The 17,275-nt window shown below is 60.1% G+C and carries 11 protein-coding genes and 1 pseudogene; all 12 read right to left on the reverse strand.

Features of this window, described 5'->3' with window-relative positions:
• Positions 1-36: 36 nt before the first annotated feature.
• Positions 37-4,152, reverse strand: coding sequence for a DUF4011 domain-containing protein (locus F2P47_RS17225; RefSeq protein ID WP_343032324.1), 4,116 nt, complete (start codon positions 4,150-4,152; stop codon positions 37-39).
• A complete protein-coding gene (locus F2P47_RS17230; protein ID WP_152217633.1) occupies positions 4,056-5,288 on the reverse strand; it encodes a hypothetical protein in 1,233 nt (410 codons plus the stop codon). The genes F2P47_RS17225 and F2P47_RS17230 overlap by 97 nt, the downstream gene beginning before the upstream one ends.
• Positions 5,289-5,430: 142 nt before the next feature.
• Complete coding sequence (locus tag F2P47_RS17235) at positions 5,431-8,652, reverse strand: type I restriction endonuclease subunit R (RefSeq protein ID WP_152217634.1); 3,222 nt, start codon at positions 8,650-8,652, stop codon at positions 5,431-5,433.
• A 4-nt stretch (positions 8,653-8,656) separates the two neighbouring features.
• Entirely contained in the window at positions 8,657-9,286 is a 630-nt protein-coding gene (locus F2P47_RS17240; RefSeq protein ID WP_152217635.1) for a hypothetical protein, read from the reverse strand.
• Positions 9,283-10,626, reverse strand: coding sequence for a restriction endonuclease subunit S (locus F2P47_RS17245; RefSeq protein ID WP_152217636.1), 1,344 nt, complete (start codon positions 10,624-10,626; stop codon positions 9,283-9,285). The genes F2P47_RS17240 and F2P47_RS17245 overlap by 4 nt, the downstream gene beginning before the upstream one ends.
• Positions 10,627-10,741: 115 nt before the next feature.
• A complete protein-coding gene (locus tag F2P47_RS17250; protein WP_152217637.1) occupies positions 10,742-11,848 on the reverse strand; it encodes a Fic family protein in 1,107 nt (368 codons plus the stop codon).
• Between the two features lie 84 nt (positions 11,849-11,932).
• Complete coding sequence (locus F2P47_RS17255) at positions 11,933-13,579, reverse strand: class I SAM-dependent DNA methyltransferase (RefSeq protein ID WP_152217638.1); 1,647 nt, start codon at positions 13,577-13,579, stop codon at positions 11,933-11,935.
• 216 nt (positions 13,580-13,795) lie between these two features.
• Complete coding sequence (locus tag F2P47_RS17260; RefSeq protein WP_152217639.1) at positions 13,796-15,019, reverse strand: RtcB family protein; 1,224 nt, start codon at positions 15,017-15,019, stop codon at positions 13,796-13,798.
• A gap of 381 nt (positions 15,020-15,400) precedes the next feature.
• Complete coding sequence (locus F2P47_RS17980) at positions 15,401-15,586, reverse strand: hypothetical protein (RefSeq protein WP_246176952.1); 186 nt, start codon at positions 15,584-15,586, stop codon at positions 15,401-15,403.
• 34 nt (positions 15,587-15,620) lie between these two features.
• Positions 15,621-15,887: pseudogene (locus tag F2P47_RS17985) on the reverse strand (terminase small subunit); the annotation flags it as partial.
• The gene (locus F2P47_RS17770) at positions 15,880-16,437 is read right to left on the reverse strand and encodes a hypothetical protein (RefSeq protein ID WP_185681185.1); all 558 of its coding nucleotides are present in this window, start codon (positions 16,435-16,437) and stop codon (positions 15,880-15,882) included. The pseudogene F2P47_RS17985 and the gene F2P47_RS17770, both read right to left, overlap by 8 nt.
• A complete protein-coding gene (locus tag F2P47_RS17270; RefSeq protein ID WP_185681186.1) occupies positions 16,346-17,209 on the reverse strand; it encodes a YdaU family protein in 864 nt (287 codons plus the stop codon). Before F2P47_RS17270 ends, F2P47_RS17770 begins: the two co-directional genes overlap by 92 nt.
• Between the last annotated feature and the right edge of the window lie 66 nt (positions 17,210-17,275).

The following is a 17,275-nucleotide window of genomic DNA, read 5'->3' on the forward strand; positions in this document are numbered from 1 at the left end:
ACTCCCTGCAATCTTCCATCAAAAGGTGATCGCAGATCACGACGCCAGAGGTAATGTGGGGGCAAAACACCGCTTACCAATCGACGTTTCTGGGTCGAGGAAGAAGTCCGTCGACCAGATGCGGAAAAGGCGCCATCCGAGCTGCTCGAGAATGATGTGCCGTACCCGATCGCGGTCACGAGCAGAAGGCGAACTATGATAGGTAGCGCCATCGCACTCAATGGCGGCCAAGAAGTGACCCGAAGCGTCCGGATGCACCACGCCTAGATCGATACGGAATTTCGAAACGCCAATCTGGGTACGAATAGCCCACCCGAGATTCCGCAGTCGCTCGGCAACTGCCATCTCGAAATCGCTATCATAGTCGCTTGTGCTTACGGCCCGGATCGCTTCGCCCAGCGCAACCGGCCCACGCGCCGCAAAGTCGAGGTAGTGCTTGAGATCCTTTACGGCATCGGCCGAGGTTCGGGTGAGGTCGATCATCGACGCATCGAAACTCGCAAACACGACTACCTCGGTCGTCGCTCGGGTGATCGCCACATTGAGCCGACGCTCCCCACCCTGCCGATTGAGAGGACCGAAATTCATAGACATGGTCTTCGCCCCCGGCTCGGTAGGGCCGTATCCTATTGAAAGCAGGATCACGTCTCGTTGGTCACCCTGTACTGTTTCGAGGTTCTTGATAAAGACCGGATCATCGACCGCCGAACCGAAGAACCGCTCAAGTTCGGGATCGGCTCGACGTTCTTGGTCCAGCAGATCTTCGACAAGACGCTGCTGTTCGGCATTGAGCGTAACCACACCGATCGACAGATGATTGAGGTCAGGATCGCTCAACCTTCGCAGCACTTCGGCTACAACTGCCTTTGCTTCAATCTCGTTAGTGCGCGTCTTCCCCTTGGCGTAGACACCACCGGTTTGGCGGAATGTAATCGCCGTATCTCGCGTATCTGCGGAGGGGTACGTCACGAGAGCGCCGTCGTAATAGGCGTGGTTGGAGAAACAGATCAGGCTTTCGTGGCGGCTGCGATAGTGGCCAGTAAGTCGGTGATGCGGCACGCGCGCGGCAAGCGCCTCATCGAGAATGCTCTCAAGATCGCGCACCTCCTCATTCTCGTCGTCCTCAGCTCCACGTTCGAAGAAACTGGTTGGCGGCATTTGTCGTGGATCGCCGACCACGATGCAACGCTTGCCGCGCGCAATCGCGCCGATGGCATCAGGAACGGTGATCTGACTAGCCTCGTCAAAGACAACAAGATCGAACGCTTGAATATCGGCAGGCAGAAACTGTGCGACCGAGAGCGGGCTCATCATTAGACAAGGGGTAAGGGTGGTAAGTGCACTCCCCATCTCCGAGACGAGTTGGCGAACTGGCATATGCCGCATTTTTTTCTGAAGTTCACGCGCCAGCACGCCATAACCCGGATCGGCACTCTCTCCGTCCCGGCCGGGAATCTTCGCCGACAGTTTAGCCCGAATATAATCCCCTGTGAGCTCCGCAAGCTCCCGATCGAGCGATCGAAAAGTCTCGATCACGTCTTCGTGCTGGACCGCCGAAAAGCGGGTTAGTTCAGGCCGAGCATCAATCAGAATAGGTGCAAGCCTGCACGCGTAGGCCGTCTTAAAGACTTCCACAGCCTGATCGTGCGTCACCGCACCAATCTCCAGAGCCGATATCAGCGTTCCGAGTCCCGCCTGGCGGGCCTCGCGACTGATCGCAACCCAGGCGCACCAAAGATTGAGCCGCCGTTCCCGAAGCACAATCGCATCCGCGCTACGCAAAAGCGTGTCCAGATCCACATCAGCACCGTCGTCGTGCGCCCCTTGGCTAGCGACCTTTCGGAAACTCACATGGCTGGCATCAAAGGCTCTGCAAGCCTGCACAAAATCCGCGGCGGCAGCAGCGATCGGCATACCTGCCTCAAGGCGATCGCGCCCATCGCAGAGTGTTCGAGCGAATAGCGCTCGGGTTTCCAAGAGGTCACGGCCAAAATTCGCAAACCTGGTAATCGTCTCACGCAGACGTCTGCCCGATTGAATGGCGTGGGTAACCAGCTCCACATTGGTGTCGAGCCCCCGCCAGAGCACATTCGGTGGCAGGCTGCGCCCTGCCGCGTCAATCTCCGCACGTATTTCCGCGAGCCGGACTAACGCTTCAAGATCACGTTCAGGCGCAGGCGCACGAGCAGCATCGCTGCCAAGTCCCTCCCGGATTACCCTTCGCAAACCACGGCGTGCCAAAATGTTCATTGGCCAGATTTTTGCCTCGACCTCACCCCGCTGGGCGAGCCACGCCTGGAGAGGTTGCCCAGCTGCGATATGTTCATCCGCGTAGTCCGCAGCAAGTTCCTTCCGCACAGAACCATAATCCTCGAACAGCACTTGTAGTTGCTCAAGCGTATCCATCACCTCGCGGCCGTTGGGCTCCAACGCAAAGCGAAGATCGATCGACGCACAGTCAGGTACAAGCGCGGCGATTTCACCCAATGCGGCGATCTCAGCCAAATTAGTGCTCGTTTCTTCGAGTGCGATCAGCTCGGCGAATGCCCCGCGCCGTCGCGCAAGGTTCTCGATCGCAATCTTGAGTTTGCGAGCCTCAGAGACGATTTCTGCCGCCCAGCCATAGGACCACTCGGTGTGACTAATCCCTTTGAAGGCTCGAATATCTTCGGGGAGGATTTGGCTGAATTGCTGGCCCAGCCGCTTGGCTAGATCAACAAGGGACGCAAGCGCTTCAGGGCTTGCCGCTCGACCGCCGCCGGTCTCATCATGCTCCCAGTCAAGCCGGAGCCTATGCACATCGCCATAGTGCAACGAGCGTCCAATTGCGTCGCGCGGGCTCACGCCACCAGAACCAGGCCTATGCAGCGCCTCAACAAGCCTGTTCAGCCGGTCGCGAAGATCGCTGAGCTGCGCAGCCTTTTTATGCCATTCCTCTGCGGGATGCGCGTGTCTCTTCCCCCAAGCCACCCCAAGCTTGTTGATAACCTCATGCTTGTTCGCCTTCGCTGAATGTAGCTCAAGGCAGAAGTCGCCCAGCCCGCATGCGTCCAGCCGTCGATAGACGACTTCGAGAGCGGCCATTTTCTCAGAGACGAACAGCACCCGGTGACCGAGACCAAGATTGTGGGCGATGATATTGCCAATCGTCTCGGACTTACCTGTGCCCGGCGGTCCTTCCAGCACAAAGTCGCCACCCTTCCCGGAAGCGTAGATTGCAACAATCTGCGAACTGTCCGCGTTAAGCGGCGCCATTATTTCCGAAGGGGCGATGTTCCAATCAATGCTACGCGGATCGGGAAACTGCGCGCCTCCTCGGTAGGATTCCCGCGGGGTATCAATTACGTGCCGTACGAAGGGACTCGCTTTCAACGTCTCGGTCCGCTCAGCGAGATCCTTCCACATCAAATATTTCGCGAAAGAGAAAGTGCTGAGGACCACGTCCTCAACCACCTCGAACCCCGGGACCTCGCGAATGCGGGCCCGAACCGTTTCCCAGATCTGCCTTACGTTCACGCCGTGGTCATCCGCCGGCAGTTCGGCCTCAAGGCCAGGAATCTCGATATGAAAGTCCTGCCGCAGCATCTGAAGCAGCGTGAGGTTGAAGACCGGGTCGTCCTCATGGGCCGTGAGATAAGGCTTAGAGGCGGCACTGCGTCTCTCAAGCTTCACGGGAAGAAGAATGAGAGGTGCGCGATAGCTGCGCTTCGGATCCTCCGGAACGGCCCAGCGCAACATACCCAACGCCAGGAAGAGAGTATTCGAGCCCCCCTCCTCGAAATCTGCCTTGGCCTTGCGATACAGCTCCAGCACCCCCTTCTCGAGCTCCTTGGGGGCTACGTTGGCCACGATCTCATTGCGGTCCAGCGCATCTGTCGCAAATTTGACCGCAAAATCCTCCCCTGTCCGCAAATGGTAAAGGGCCGTGTCGGCATCACTGGCGGCAATCTTCCGCTCAGGCGGAGTGATCAAGCTAATGCGCTTGCGTTCGGCAATTTTGTCTTCGAGCAGAGCCGGGTCCGGACAAAAGATAGGGATCGCGGTTGCAGACGGCTTCAGATTGAGAAGCCGATTGCGCTTGGAGAGATCAAGCAGACTGCGCTTCCATCGCTCAAGCCGCTCCGCTGGCGTTTGCGGCGCCTCTTCAATGATCGTGTCAACGTCGAAGGGGGGAAGATCTGGCGCTTCATCGAGCGGAGGGGCTGCTCGGGAAGTATCCGCCCCTGCCCCCCGTCTCCCGCCGCGGCACGGACCAGACTCGAGAGCGGTTGAATGTCGCGACCCCGCGCCTGCCTGATATCGATCGCGTAGACAAAAGCGTTCTCATTCGCTTCTGAGACCTGACGTCGCCCCTCGGCAATGGCACGCGAAAAAGGCATTGCGTGACCGCCAGTCGCCATCGTCGTCTCAAAGAGGACAAGTTCGTCCTGGGCAATGGCTTTGCGGATATCAATTGGATCTTCAGTGGTGAGCGTGCGCAAGGTTTGCGGCTGCAACCAGGCACCCGTAAGCGCATGATCTTCCGTGAATACAACCACCGGATTGAGCCCGGCCTGTTCGATCGCAGCTGCAAAGAGAAGTGCCGTGTCGAGACAGGTCGCAAGTCCCTGCTCCTCAATCATTGATGGCAATCGAATTTTCTGGCCGTGCCGTCCAAAGCTTGCAGGCGGTTCTGCATAGGTAAGGCCACGTCGGGAAACCGCCGCCCACAGCCCTGAGACGATTTCCCAACTACGTTTGCGAGACTTGGACTGGTAGCCATCAAGCGCCCCGCTCTTACCCGAAGCCTCAAGAACGAGTGACGCCTCTTTCAGGATGCGTTGAACCGCTGGATCGTTCGGCGTGACGAAGGCTGCCAGCAGCTCCGGCATGTAGTTCGATCCGCCCCATTCGTTTCGAGCAAGCGCAATGATGGGATGGCAACTTTCGGCGAGAACTGTCTCACCCTTGCGCAACTGAAGTGTTACTTCGGCACGCATCCGCTCCGTAAGCGAGTCCAGCAGACCGCCCGCAATCGAGACACGGCGATCACGCAGGTGAAATTCCGATTCAGCGCCTATTCGGTCGATCCGCCACACCCGATCGCCAAGCACCTTCGGTTCGGCCGTAAGATGAAGCGTCAGATCCTCAAGGCCGGTTTGGAGCGGATTGTGAACCACTAAATCGGCAATAACTGCGATGTCACATTGATGCGTCGCGAAGGTGATGTATCGGGCTATCTCCGCTTGAATGCAAATCTCGGGTATAGATGCAAGCTCTGCATCAACATCAGAATTTATGGAATCCATCTCGATCGCCCCGATATCATGTGCAATACAGCGCAATGCTCTCTTTGCGTACTAAACTGGCTGACGCCTCACCCCGATAAAGAGTTGGCTAACAGTGAACCCGACCGCCGGGCATTGCAACGAACGCTGCCTCCTTGTTGCCCTACGCAGCCCAACGCGCCGACAGTTCCTCCGCCTGCCGCAATACGGTCTGCACCGCGGAATCCTGAAGGTCCGGTGGGTAGCCGTGCTTGCGGAGGATACGCTTCACCAGAATCCGCATCCGGGCACGGGCGTTTTCGCGGTGGGACCAGTCGACGGTGACGTTGCCCTTGAGGCTTTCGAGCAGTTCGTGGGCAATCACCTTGAGCGCGTCGTTACCCATCGCCTCGATCGCGCTCTCGTTTTCAGCAAGCGCGTCGTAGAAGGCGATCTCGTCCTGCGAGAGTCCCTCCTCCTCGCCGCGCCGCCGGGCGGCGCGAACGTCTTTCGCAAGCTCGATCAGCTCCTGCATCACCTCGACCGTGCTGATAGCGTTGGTGTGATAGCGAGCGATCGCGGCCTCCAGTCGCTCCGAGAAGCGCTTCGTCTCAACCACGTTTGTCTTGCTGCGTGAGCGGATCTCGTCGTTGAGGAGCTTGCGCAGGGCTTCGAGCGCGAGGTTCTTCTTCTGAAGCTGCTGAACCTCGGCGAGGAATTCGTCGGACAGGATTGAAATGTCGGGTGTCGTGATGCCGGCGGCGCCGAGGATATCGACGATCTCGGTTGAGACAACGGCGCGATCGAGAATCTGCTGGATGGCGAATTCGCGGTCGGCACCGGCGAGCCCCGCCGCGTCGGCGGACTTCACCAGCGCGACGCGCACGGTCTGGAAGAACCCCACCTCGTCGCGCATGTCGCGCGCCTCGTCGCTGCCGGAGGCGAGAGCGAAGGCTTTCGACAAGGCAAGCACGGCGTCCTGATAGCGGCGGTGCTCGCGGCGCTTGCCATCCTCAGTGGTCTCGCGTGCCGCCGCCTCATGCTGCTTGCCGAGAATCCAGTCGACCGCGCCGGCGAGCATGGCCAGCCGCTCGTGGCCGGTGCCGGCAAGGCCCCGCGCATAGTCGAAGCCGTGATACATCGCCTTCACGACGTCGAACTTCTCGATCAGCGTCGCGACGGCCTCGGCCTCGTCGATACCGGCCTGACGCTGGTCGTCGGCCGAATACTGGTTGAGGGCGCTTTTGAGGTTCTGCGCGATGCCGATGTAGTCGACGACGAGACCGGCCGGCTTGTCGCGGAAGACCCGGTTGACGCGCGCGATCGCCTGCATCAGCCCGTGGCCGCGCATCGGCTTGTCGACATACATGGTGTGCATCGAGGGCGCGTCGAAGCCGGTGAGCCACATGTCCCGGACGATGACGAGCCTCAGCGGATCGTCGGGATTCTTCGCGCGCTTGGCGAGAAGATCGCGGCGCGACTTCGTGCCAATATGTGGCTGCCAGTCCTGCGGGTCGGAGGCCGAACCCGTCATCACGACCTTGATCGTGCCTTCAGCGTCGTCGTCGCTGTGCCAGTCGGGACGCAGCGCGACGATCTTCCGGTAAAGCGCGACGCAGATGCGCCGGCTCATGCAGACGACCATGGCCTTGCCGTCCATGGCGGCGGTGCGCGCCTCGAAGTGGCGCACCAGATCCTCGGCCACCATGGAAAGCCGCTTGTCGGAGCCGACCAGCGCCTCGACGGTCGCCCAGCGGCGCTTGATCTTCTCCTGCTCTGTGACGGCCTCGTCCTCGGTCAGCTCCGCGAGCTCGGCGTCGATCCGTGGCTTCTCGTCGTCGGGCAGTTCGATCCGCGCGAGGCGGCTCTCGTAATAGATCGGAACGGTGGCGCCATCCTCGACCGCGCGGCTGATGTCGTAGATGTCGATATAGTCGCCGAAGACGGCGGGCGTGTTGACGTCGTCCTTCTCGATCGGCGTTCCGGTGAAGCCGATGAAGGAGGCGTTGGGCAGCGCGTCGCGCAGATATTTGGCGAAGCCATAGGCCATCTCGCCGGTCCTGCGCTCGATGCGCGCGCCAAAGCCATATTGGCTGCGATGCGCTTCGTCGGCGATGACAACGATGTTCCGCCGCGCCGAGAGGATCGGATAGCTTGTCTCGCCGGTCAGCGGCGAGAACTTCTGGATGGTGGTGAAGATCACGCCGCCCGAGGCGCGGCTCAGCGCCGCTTGCAGGTCCTCTCGGCTCTCAGCCTGGATAGGCGTCTGCCGGATCAGGTCACGGCACATGGAGAAGGTCGCAAAAAGCTGATCGTCGAGGTCGTTGCGGTCGGTGATGACGACGATGGTCGGGTTTTCGAGTTCAGGATGGCGCACAAGCTGCCCTGCATAAAAGGCCATCAGCAGGCTTTTGCCCGAGCCCTGCGTATGCCAGATGACGCCGATGCGCTTGTCGCCCTTCTGATAGTTGCCGACACCCGGCAGGTCGAATGTCGCCGGGTCCTCGCTGAAGCCCAGCGCCGCCGCCTCGCCGCCCTTGTTGAGCGCCAGCGCACGCAGCGTCGAGGCGACCGCGCGCTTCACCGCATGGAACTGGTGATAGCCGGCCATGATCTTGGAAAGGTCCGACCCCGTTTCGCCAAAGACCGTGAAGTCGCGCAACAGATCAAGCAGGCGGCGGGGCGTGAAGATGCCTTCGATCAGCACCTGAAGTTCGGGCGCGCCCTTGGCGGCGATCACCTCGCCGTCTGTGGTGCGCCAGGGCATGAAGCGCTCGCGGTCGGCGGTCAGCGAGCCGACCCGCGCCGTCAGCCCGTCCGAGATGACGAGAACGGCATTGGTGCGGAAGAGCGACGGGATCTGTGCCTTGTAGGTCTGTAGCTGGTTAAACGCCCCGGCAAGCGTGGCGTTCTCGCCGCCGGGGGCTTTGAGCTCGATCACACCGAGCGGCAGCCCGTTGACGAAGACGACGATATCCGGCCGCCGGTTGATGCTGCCCTCAATGACCGTGAACTGGCCTGTCGCCAGCCAGTCGTTCGCGGCGAGATCGTCGAAGTCGATCAGGCGAACCTTGTCGCCCCGGATCGTGCCATCCTCGCTGTAGAATTCGACATCGACGCCCTCGACCATCAGTTTATGAAGGCGCCGGTTCTCTTCTATGAGCGAAGGCCGCTCCGTCGCCAGAACCATGCGCAGCGCGTCACCGCGCGCCTCGACCGGAATCGCCGGGTTGAGCTTTTCGATGGCCGCTGTGAGGCGCTTGGCGAGCACAACATCGGCATAGGCTTCCCGTTCTGGCGCCTTTCCGTCCGGGCCGATTTCGGCATCGAAGGCGACGGCATAGCCGAGAGCGCGCAATTGCCCGAGCAGAACATCCTCAACCTCGGCCTCGGAGATGAATGCCATTCGGCTATTCCTCCCCTGCTACCGATACCGAGGACATCGACTGATGCGACCGTCGTGCTTCTTCACGTGCCTTCTCTATCCTCGCCTTGACTTCTATCAGGCGCTCGACCGGATTCCACTCGGTAGACTCTACCCGAGGTAGCGCATATTTCCTTCTTAGTGCCTCGGCAATATCATGTGCAGCTAGGCCCAATTCCGCATATCGAAGCTGGCGTTCTTCAAACCCTTCTTCATAGTCTGGAGAAAATGCGATCTCGCTATAGACAAATCTGATCGCGCGCTCTGCCTGCGCCACCTCAATCGGAAAGTTCAGGACTCTGTAGATCAATTTTGGATCGAGCGACTTCCAATCAATGTCATCAGCAAAAGCTGAGAGAGTGGGATTTTGAATCGAAATCTCGCACACCTCCTGCCCCTGCTCATCCCTTGTGTATTCCCCTTCGTCGGCAGCCACATTTGCGCATTCTTCCGCATAGACATCAAACACGCAAACAAGCCTGATGGCAGCATATGTTCTCGACCTGGTTTGGGCACGCCAGTCAAAAAGAAAATCTTTTCCGGTTGTCAAGAATGCTCCGACAACGACACCGATGAGAGCCCAAAATGATTGGCTCTGGAAAAACGCCCAGCTCATACAACCTCGCTGACGTGCTTTTCGGCGTCCTTCACGCGGATTTCGCCGGACATGAGTTTGGGGAGGAGGTGGTCGCGAACCTCGCGGAGAGACCGATTCTCGAACTCGTTGGAAATCCACCTTTCAAATAGAGATTCGGCAGCTTCTGAAAATGCCTGAACGCATTCAAAGCTTGGAGCAATGACCGTATGATCTGCAATTAAGCGTTGGCTGAGATTTTGCTGCGCAGAGCCCGTGGCCTTCAAGGCCAAACCGGATCTGTCCTCGCGCAAAGCAATAAACACATATTCCCTCATATGCCTCTTGGGAATAAGTCCACAGCATGCTTGATTTGCGGACACTGATGTCCCTAGCAGACAAATCTGTCCCGCCGTTGCTCCATACATCGCCACTACAGTGGTCCCTACCGGCCAAATCTTAGCACTCGAATTTTGCAGCCCTAGCTCGCTGATGTATTGAGCCGTCTCGGCAATGATGGGCATCCTCACCTCCCCGGAGGTCAGCCAAGGCACTGACGGAGGAGACCAATATTGCGGTTCTCCACGGGCAGGCGTTCCGCCATTTTCGACACGATCACAAAGTTCGGAAATCGCGCAGTTCCGCCACCCCTGCGGCTTGCCGTCGGCGTCGAGGCGGTCGGGGAAGAGGGACCAGACGTCCGGTGCGAGATAGGGCGCGCGGGCGACATTTTCGTTTTGCGGGTCTTCGCCCCGCATGGCCATCTTCGCGCGGGTTGGGCCGAAATCGACGAACCAGTCCTTGAATATCGCCCGCGCCATCGCCTCCAGCGTCTCGTTCATCCGCCGGTTCAACTCGATCTTGTCGTCGAGTGCGCCGAGTATAGAGGCGATGGCGTGCTGCTCTTCCAGAGGCGGCCAAGAAGCGGGCGCTTGGCGCAAGATTGTTAAGTTGATATGGGGAACACCGGTCTGAATTGTAGATGTATCCAGATATTCCAAAAATTTCTGCGATTTCAGAAAATAGTAAACGAAAAATGGATCGGCCACCTCAATAGGAACCCTGATCGCCATCTGACTCTGAGAAATAACAAAACAGTCATACGCTGAATCGGTCGGGATAATTGAGACCTGCCCCATAGTGCCTCGCTGCGTCACTATGATGTCGCCACGGGCGGCGAGATTAGAAGAAAGTGTTTTTTTCGCCTTTTCGGCGGATACGAAAACAAAGTTGCCGCCGATGAACCTTCCGGCGACTCCCATGTTTGAGCCGCGAATGACAGGAATTCCGGCCGGCCGATAGTCAACTTGGGTCAAGTTAGATCCAAAAGGCCCACCGATAATGTTCTGTGCACAACCCAATGCATCCGCCAGCGTAGTCATAAATCAGACACCTTCGTCACCCGCAGCCCGATAGAAAGCGCCCTCCCTACATCCGCCAGATCGGTATAGCGGCTATACGTCAGCGCATGTCCGTAATTCGCCACCTTTTCCAATGTCAGCGTCCCCCCGATACATCGAGGAACAGCCGCACCAGCGCGGTGTTGATGTAGTAGTTGTTCCGGCCCGCCTGATGCTTGCGCACGAAGCCGTGCTCGGCCAGTGTGTCCAGATATTTCGCCGCTGTCTGGCGGGTGACGCCGAGATCGTTCACGATGAATTCGATGCGCGTATAGGGGTGGCGGAACAGGTTGTTCAACAGATCCTGCGAATAGAGCTTCGGCAGTTCGCTCCGCATGCGGTGTTTCATCGCCGCCATCTGTTCGCGCATGCCCTCGACAAGGCCGAGCGTCGTTTCCGCCGTCGCGGCCACCGCCTCCAGCATGTAGAGCACCCATGCTTGCCAGGCTTCCGCCGCGCCGTTCGTATCGCGCACAGCCTGAAGCAGGCGGTAATAATCTCCCTTGGTCCGGGTGATGTGGCGGCTGAGATAGAGGATCGGGATTTCGAGGAGCCGCGACCGCGTGAGGTAAAGCACGTTCAGGATGCGGCCGATCCTGCCGTTGCCATCCGGGAAGGGGTGGATGCTTTCGAACTGGTGGTGAATGAGCGCCATCTTGATCAGCGGATCGAGGGTGCACGCCTCGTCCTCGTTGATGAAGCGCTCCAGCGCCGTCATCAACGCCACGACCTCGTTCGCGTCCTGCGGCGGCACATAGACGATCTCGCCCGTTCCATCGTGCTTGAGCGCAGTTCCGGGTGTTGTGCGGAAGCCATCGTTCCGCCCCTTCAGGAGCCGGAACATGTCGATCAGCGTATTGTTCGCGATGATGCCGCCCATCTCGTGCAAACGGTCATGGCCGAGCTTCACCGCGTCACGATAGAGGGCGACCTCCTTGGCCGATGCGGATTGCGGGCCTTCGGGGAACAGTTCGGCCTGAAACAGCTCGTCCTGCGTGGTGACGATGTTCTCGATTTCGGACGACGCCTTGGCTTCCTGCAAGGCAAGACTATCGATCAGGATGCCCTGATTGGGGATCGTGGCCGCACGCCCCTTCAGCTCCGCCAGCGCCCGGTTCGCCGTCGCCAGCGCCTTGAGCACCGGCACCGTCTCCAGTTCCACGGGCGGTGGCAGGGCGGGCAGCTTATAGGTTGGCTTTAACATGTCGCGGGCCATATGTTAAGAAAACTTGTTTTTTTTAACATATGGCAGGGCATATGTACACGCAACGGCGGCGGCGTTGACATGTCATTTGACCACAACCCCCGCGAGGCGCTCGCGGATCGTCGCCGTCAGCCGGTCGGCCTCGGCAAACTGGGTTTCGAGCCTGGTCTGAAGCGCGGCAAAGCGATCCTCGAAGGGCACGTCGTCCTCCTCGACATCCGCCGCGCCGACATAGCGCCCCGGCGTCAGCACATGGCCGTGGCCCCTGATCTCCTCCAACGTTGCCGATTTGCAGAAGCCCGGCACATCCTCATAGGCGCCCGCCTCCGCCTCGCCGCGCCAGGCGTGATAGGCGCGTGTGATCCGCTCGATGTCGTCGTCCGAGAATTCCTTGCGCGTGCGGTCGACCATATGGCCGAGCTTGCGCGCATCGATGAAGAGGATTTCGTTGCGCCGGTCGCGGAGTTTCGCGTTGCGGGCAACACCGTTCGAGCGGTCGCGGGCAAGGAACCAGAGGCAGACGGGGATCTGCGTCGAATAGAAGAGCTGGCCGGGAAGCGCGACCATGCAGTCGACGACGCCGGGCTTGCCCTCGACGCCCTCGATCAGCGCGCGGCGGATTTCGCCCTCGCCCGACTGCGTCGACGACATCGAGCCGTTGGCCAGCACCACGCCGGCCGTGCCCGAGGGCGCCAGATGATGGACGATGTGCTGCACCCAGGCGAAGTTCGCATTGCCCGCCGGCGGGGGCCCGTATTTCCAGCGCACATCCTCGCGCAGGCGGTCGCCACCCCAGTCCGAAATGTTGAAGGGCGGATTGGCGAGGATGTAGTCCGCGCGGAGGTCGCGCAGCTCGTCCTTATGGAAGCTGCCCTCGCTGTTCCAGCGGATGTCCGCGTCGATGCCGCGCACGGCGAGGTTCATCTTGCACAGGCGCCAGGTCGTGTAGTTCGACTCCTGGCCGTAGACGGCGATGTCGCCGATGCGGCCTTCATGTTCCTCGGCGAACTTCTCCGACTGCACGAACATGCCACCCGAGCCGCAGCAGGGGTCGTAAACGCGGCCCTTATAGGGCTCCAGCATCTCAACCATGGTGCGGACGACGGAGCGCGGCGTGTAGAACTCGCCGCCGCGTTTTCCCTCCGAGCCCGCGAACTGGCCGAGGAAATATTCATAGACGCGGCCGAGCACGTCGCGCGCCTGTCCCTTCTCCTGCCCGAGCGTGATCCCCGAAATGAGGTCGATCAGCTCGCCGAGCATGACCGCGTTGAGCGCTGGGCGCGCATATTCCTTCGGGAGCACACCCTTCAGGCTTTCGTTCCGCTTTTCGATGGCGATCATCGCCTCGTCGATCAGCTTGCCGATGCCGGGCTGCTTCGCGCTCGCCTGAAGATGCGACCAGCGCGCTTCCTTGGGCACCCAGAAGATATTGTCGGCGGCGTATTCGTCGGGGTCTTCCGCACCCTCCGGGTAATCGGCCAGCAGCTCGGCACGCTTCGCCTCGAAGCTGTCCGAGATATGCTTCAGGAAGATCAGGCCCAGCGCGACGTGCTTGTAGTCCGACGGCTCCATGTTGCCGCGAAGCTTGTCGGCGGTCTTGAAAAGCTCTGCCTCAAAGCCGAGATCGCCGCCCTTGCCCTTTTGCGCCTTGGCGGGCACTTTGACAGGCGCCTTCGCCGCTTTCGGCGGCTTGGCGTCCCCGGCCTTCCCCTTCGGGCGTCCCCTCGGCATTTATCGTCCTCGCTTCACATGTTCAGGTGGCAGGCCCCAGCGGCGACCCTTTCGCGGTTGGACGAGCGGCAAGCCGGCACAAACGGGCTTTGCCGTGAGGCTCCGCGAATCTCTCTGCCAATCCCCCCGCCTGGACGGTCGATTTTGGTCAAGCTGGCGGATTAAGCAACTGCTACGTCCGCCTGTGCAAGTCGCTCCGGGCCTCGCGGTCCTGCTTCACCCCTTGACGCAGACCACCTGACGCAGCGTATGGACGATGTCGACAAGATCGGCCTGAGCATTCATGACCGCATCGACGTCCTTGTAGGCGCCCGGCGTTTCGTCGAGCACACCGCCATCCTTCCGGCATTCGACGTGAGCGGTGGCGACAGCGTGATCTTCCAGCGAAAACTGTCTCGTTGCCTGATTGCGGCTCATGAGACGCCCTGCCCCGTGGGAGCAGGAGCAGAAGCTCTCGGGATTGCCCTTGCCGCGAACGATGAATGACCTCGCGCCCATGGACCCCGGGATGATGCCAAGATCGCCCATCCGCGCGCGGACGGCCCCCTTGCGGGTGATGAGTACCGTTTCCCCGAAATGCTCTTCCGTGTCGACATAGTTGTGGTGACAGTTGACGGCCATCTCGTCGGTTTCAATGTCGGGAAAGAACTGGGCAAGCGCCGCGAGCACACCGTCCATCATCAACTGGCGATTGGCGCGCGCGAATTTCTGGGCCCAGGAAACTGCCCTCATATAGTCGGCGAAATGCTCGGTGCCTTGAGGGAGGTAAGCGAGATCGGCATCGGGCAGATGCACGAAGAAGCGCTCCATTTCTTTCTTGGCGAGCTCGATGAAGACCGCGCCGATCCGGTTCCCCACACCGCGGGAACCGGAATGCAGCATGACCCAGAGGGCGTCCGCCTCGTCGAGGCAGAGCTCGATGAAATGATTGCCGGTCCCGAGCGTCCCGAGATGATGGATGGACCTCGATCGAGCCAGCGTCGGCGTTCGCTCGCACAAACGGGCGAAGTCCTGCGCCAATCCGGCCCAGACGTTGACCGCCGCCTGCGGTACCTCGCCCCATGCGCCCCGATCGTTTGCGCCACCATTATCGGTGCGGCCATGCGGCACCGCGGCCTCGATGGCAAGGCGGATCGAACGAAGATCATCGGGCAGGCGCGCCGCCGGAAGGTTTGTGCGGACAGCCATCATGCCGCAACCGATATCCACGCCCACCGCCGCCGGGATGATGGCCTTGCGGGTGGCGATCACGCTCCCGATCGTGGCGCCCATGCCCCAATGGACATCCGGCATGGCGGCAACGTGATGAAACACGAAGGGTAGACCAGCGACATTCCGGAGCTGCTGCTCGGCAGCCGCATCGACCGGAACGCCTTTCGTCCATGCCTTGATCGGGACCCCGTTCTCGACGGAGATGGTGTTAAAGTTTTTACGATCCATGACAGTCCTCAGAGTCTGAAAAAGCCGACGCCCCTCCCCGTGTTCAACCGGGTGAGGGGCGTCGGCCTGAAGCCTGCCTGAATGACGACCTGATCGCCTACAAGGCTCCCTCTCCCAGCATGCAGCTGCCGCATATGCATCCTCGTCCGCACAGATCGATGCGGGTGTATGCGGCTATGCAGGGCGCTGGGCGGTTCACTGGCGAGGGGTCCTAACGTTTGTCTTTATCAAAAATACTCCGTACCCGGGAATCGGCAAGCCCTTTCCGTTCCCAGACGAAGTCCTATCTTTGGATTGGAGGCCCTGCCCCTCCCTACGGGGCTTCATCGACCTGCCTCCACTCGGCCTGCCGAGATCGGCCTATGGGCGCACGAGATCCCGCTAGGCCTTGTTCCGGAAGGCGGCCACGTCGACATGGCGGCCGATGAGTTCGAGACGCCGAAGACGATCGCTGAACGCGATCCTGCAAATTGTGCGCTGTAGGAAGCCGTCCTCGCTCGCAGGAAGGTCCTCCACCTCGACACTGACCACCAGTCCCCGCCGCCAGACGGCGGGCCACTCGTCCATCGGCTTTCAATCCGCCGGCATCGTCAAAGAGATCGGCGATATCCGCATCGACCTCTTCAACGAGTTGCAGGAGCAGCAAGGTTGCATCACCTTCGGCCCGCGCATAACGCTCGTCGACGGCCCTTGCCAGCGCATTTTGAATGTCAGGTTTTGTCAGGTTCTCGCTGGCGATCGATCGCGCCGTTCGCCGGGAATAGCCAGCCCGGACTGCGGCCTTTATCCCGTTGAAATCCTTCAGATACTCAGCCACGAAGAGCCGCTGCTTAGCGGTCAACATCTCGGGGGCCAATTCATTACTCATGGAGCACCTTTTCTGGCGGCACGTGGAAGAGCGTTTTGGCGGCCGCCCTGATCCTCGCGATCTCCTCCGGCGTACGTGGCTTCCACTTGATCGGGGGGGCCTCTTCCAAGGCGCTCTTAAGCCGGGCGATGGCGCAGCGACGCTCCGCGAGCTTCGGACGCGCCCGCCGGCGGATGGCGCCGGGATGCGGAAAAAATCGGCTATCAGGATCGGTGCGGTATTCCCTGATGGCGTCGTCCAGAATATCCGGCGGCACATCGTTCAGATCCTCGATGTGGATCGCATAAAAGGCCTTCGCCTCCGCCGGGCTGAAATCCGGTCGCCAATACAAAACCTGCAGTTTCATAAGCGCCTTCGCGACATATTCGGCGCCGGCCGGGCGAAGGGCCGCCTGGAGACCCAATAAGAGGGCAACTCGCTCCTCCCGCGTCTCCGGTAGTTGCGGGTTACCCAAGTAGCTACCCACGCGCCTCTGCCAGTGCCGCAGCGATTCCAGAGAGATAGTTTTGCCGGATACGACCGTCCCGGCTTTGAGCATGAGATCTTTCATTGATGCGTCCCTTCGGCATCGGAGCCAGTCTGCGCGCCTTCGCATCGGCGACGGCACGATCGAAATATTTCCAGCTTCGAACAGAATTGGGGCTTGCACGAGCGGCGACGGCGCGGACCGCGGGCAACACGTCGAGTTCGAGGTCGCAGCCTTCCGTAGCCCAGGCAAGGGGCACACTCAATACGCACAAGTCCTTCGAATTCGGATCCAGCGCATCACCGCCTGCCTGTCTTAGTGCCCCCTCTAACCGAGCAAGCTCGAGGCGCACGCCGTCATCATCATTTAATGGTGTTTGGCTTCTGGTTTCTGGTGTCTGGTTAGCCGTGATGTCACGCGTGACAGGTTGGGCCGTCACGCATGACAATGCCAAATCAAGCTCCTCTGTGGCTGCATTCCAGGGGGGCGTAATGCCGTGTTCTCGCAGGTCCCCGAACTGATCCTTCCGCCGCTCCCGGCAACGAGCCTGTCGCTCTTTGTTACCTTCTTTGCGTGCTTGCTGCTGAAGCTGTCCCGCTTGATACCGCCTGATCTCGGCATCACATTTTTCGTGCCGCCATCCGTCTGTGGTGGATACAAAGAAGTGATCCAATATCCTCTGCACCGCTTCGCGTTCTTGCTTTTTCTTTGCCCGCACGATCATGCACACCTTGTCAAAATCGCCGCGTAGCGGCTTTTCGTTTGTGTAGTAGATGTCGAGCAGTCGTCGATATGCGGCATCTTCCAGCATGGACAGATGCGACGTGACCCGGATGTAGTCACCTTGACGTGCCACTGAAGTTTCCCCCACGGGGGATTAGAGCCTTGGCATGATTATGCCCTCTCGGGCGGGTTGAGCAAC

Source organism: Parvibaculum sedimenti (genome assembly GCF_009184905.1).
Lineage (GTDB): Bacteria > Pseudomonadota > Alphaproteobacteria > Parvibaculales > Parvibaculaceae > Parvibaculum > Parvibaculum sedimenti.

What these genes read in the sequence shown, in the direction of transcription:
- F2P47_RS17230 (WP_152217633.1), bottom strand. Translation starts at nt 5,288, where the DNA reads ATGGATTCCATAAATTCTGATGTTGATGCAGAGCTTGCATCTATACCC.
- F2P47_RS17235 (WP_152217634.1), bottom strand. Translation starts at nt 8,652, where the DNA reads ATGGCATTCATCTCCGAGGCCGAGGTTGAGGATGTTCTGCTCGGGCAA.
- F2P47_RS17240 (WP_152217635.1), bottom strand. Translation starts at nt 9,286, where the DNA reads ATGAGCTGGGCGTTTTTCCAGAGCCAATCATTTTGGGCTCTCATCGGT.
- F2P47_RS17245 (WP_152217636.1), bottom strand. Translation starts at nt 10,626, where the DNA reads ATGACTACGCTGGCGGATGCATTGGGTTGTGCACAGAACATTATCGGT.
- F2P47_RS17250 (WP_152217637.1), bottom strand. Translation starts at nt 11,848, where the DNA reads ATGTTAAAGCCAACCTATAAGCTGCCCGCCCTGCCACCGCCCGTGGAA.
- F2P47_RS17255 (WP_152217638.1), bottom strand. Translation starts at nt 13,579, where the DNA reads ATGCCGAGGGGACGCCCGAAGGGGAAGGCCGGGGACGCCAAGCCGCCG.
- F2P47_RS17260 (WP_152217639.1), bottom strand. Translation starts at nt 15,019, where the DNA reads ATGGATCGTAAAAACTTTAACACCATCTCCGTCGAGAACGGGGTCCCG.
- F2P47_RS17980 (WP_246176952.1), bottom strand. Translation starts at nt 15,586, where the DNA reads ATGGACGAGTGGCCCGCCGTCTGGCGGCGGGGACTGGTGGTCAGTGTC.
- F2P47_RS17770 (WP_185681185.1), bottom strand. Translation starts at nt 16,437, where the DNA reads ATGAAAGATCTCATGCTCAAAGCCGGGACGGTCGTATCCGGCAAAACT.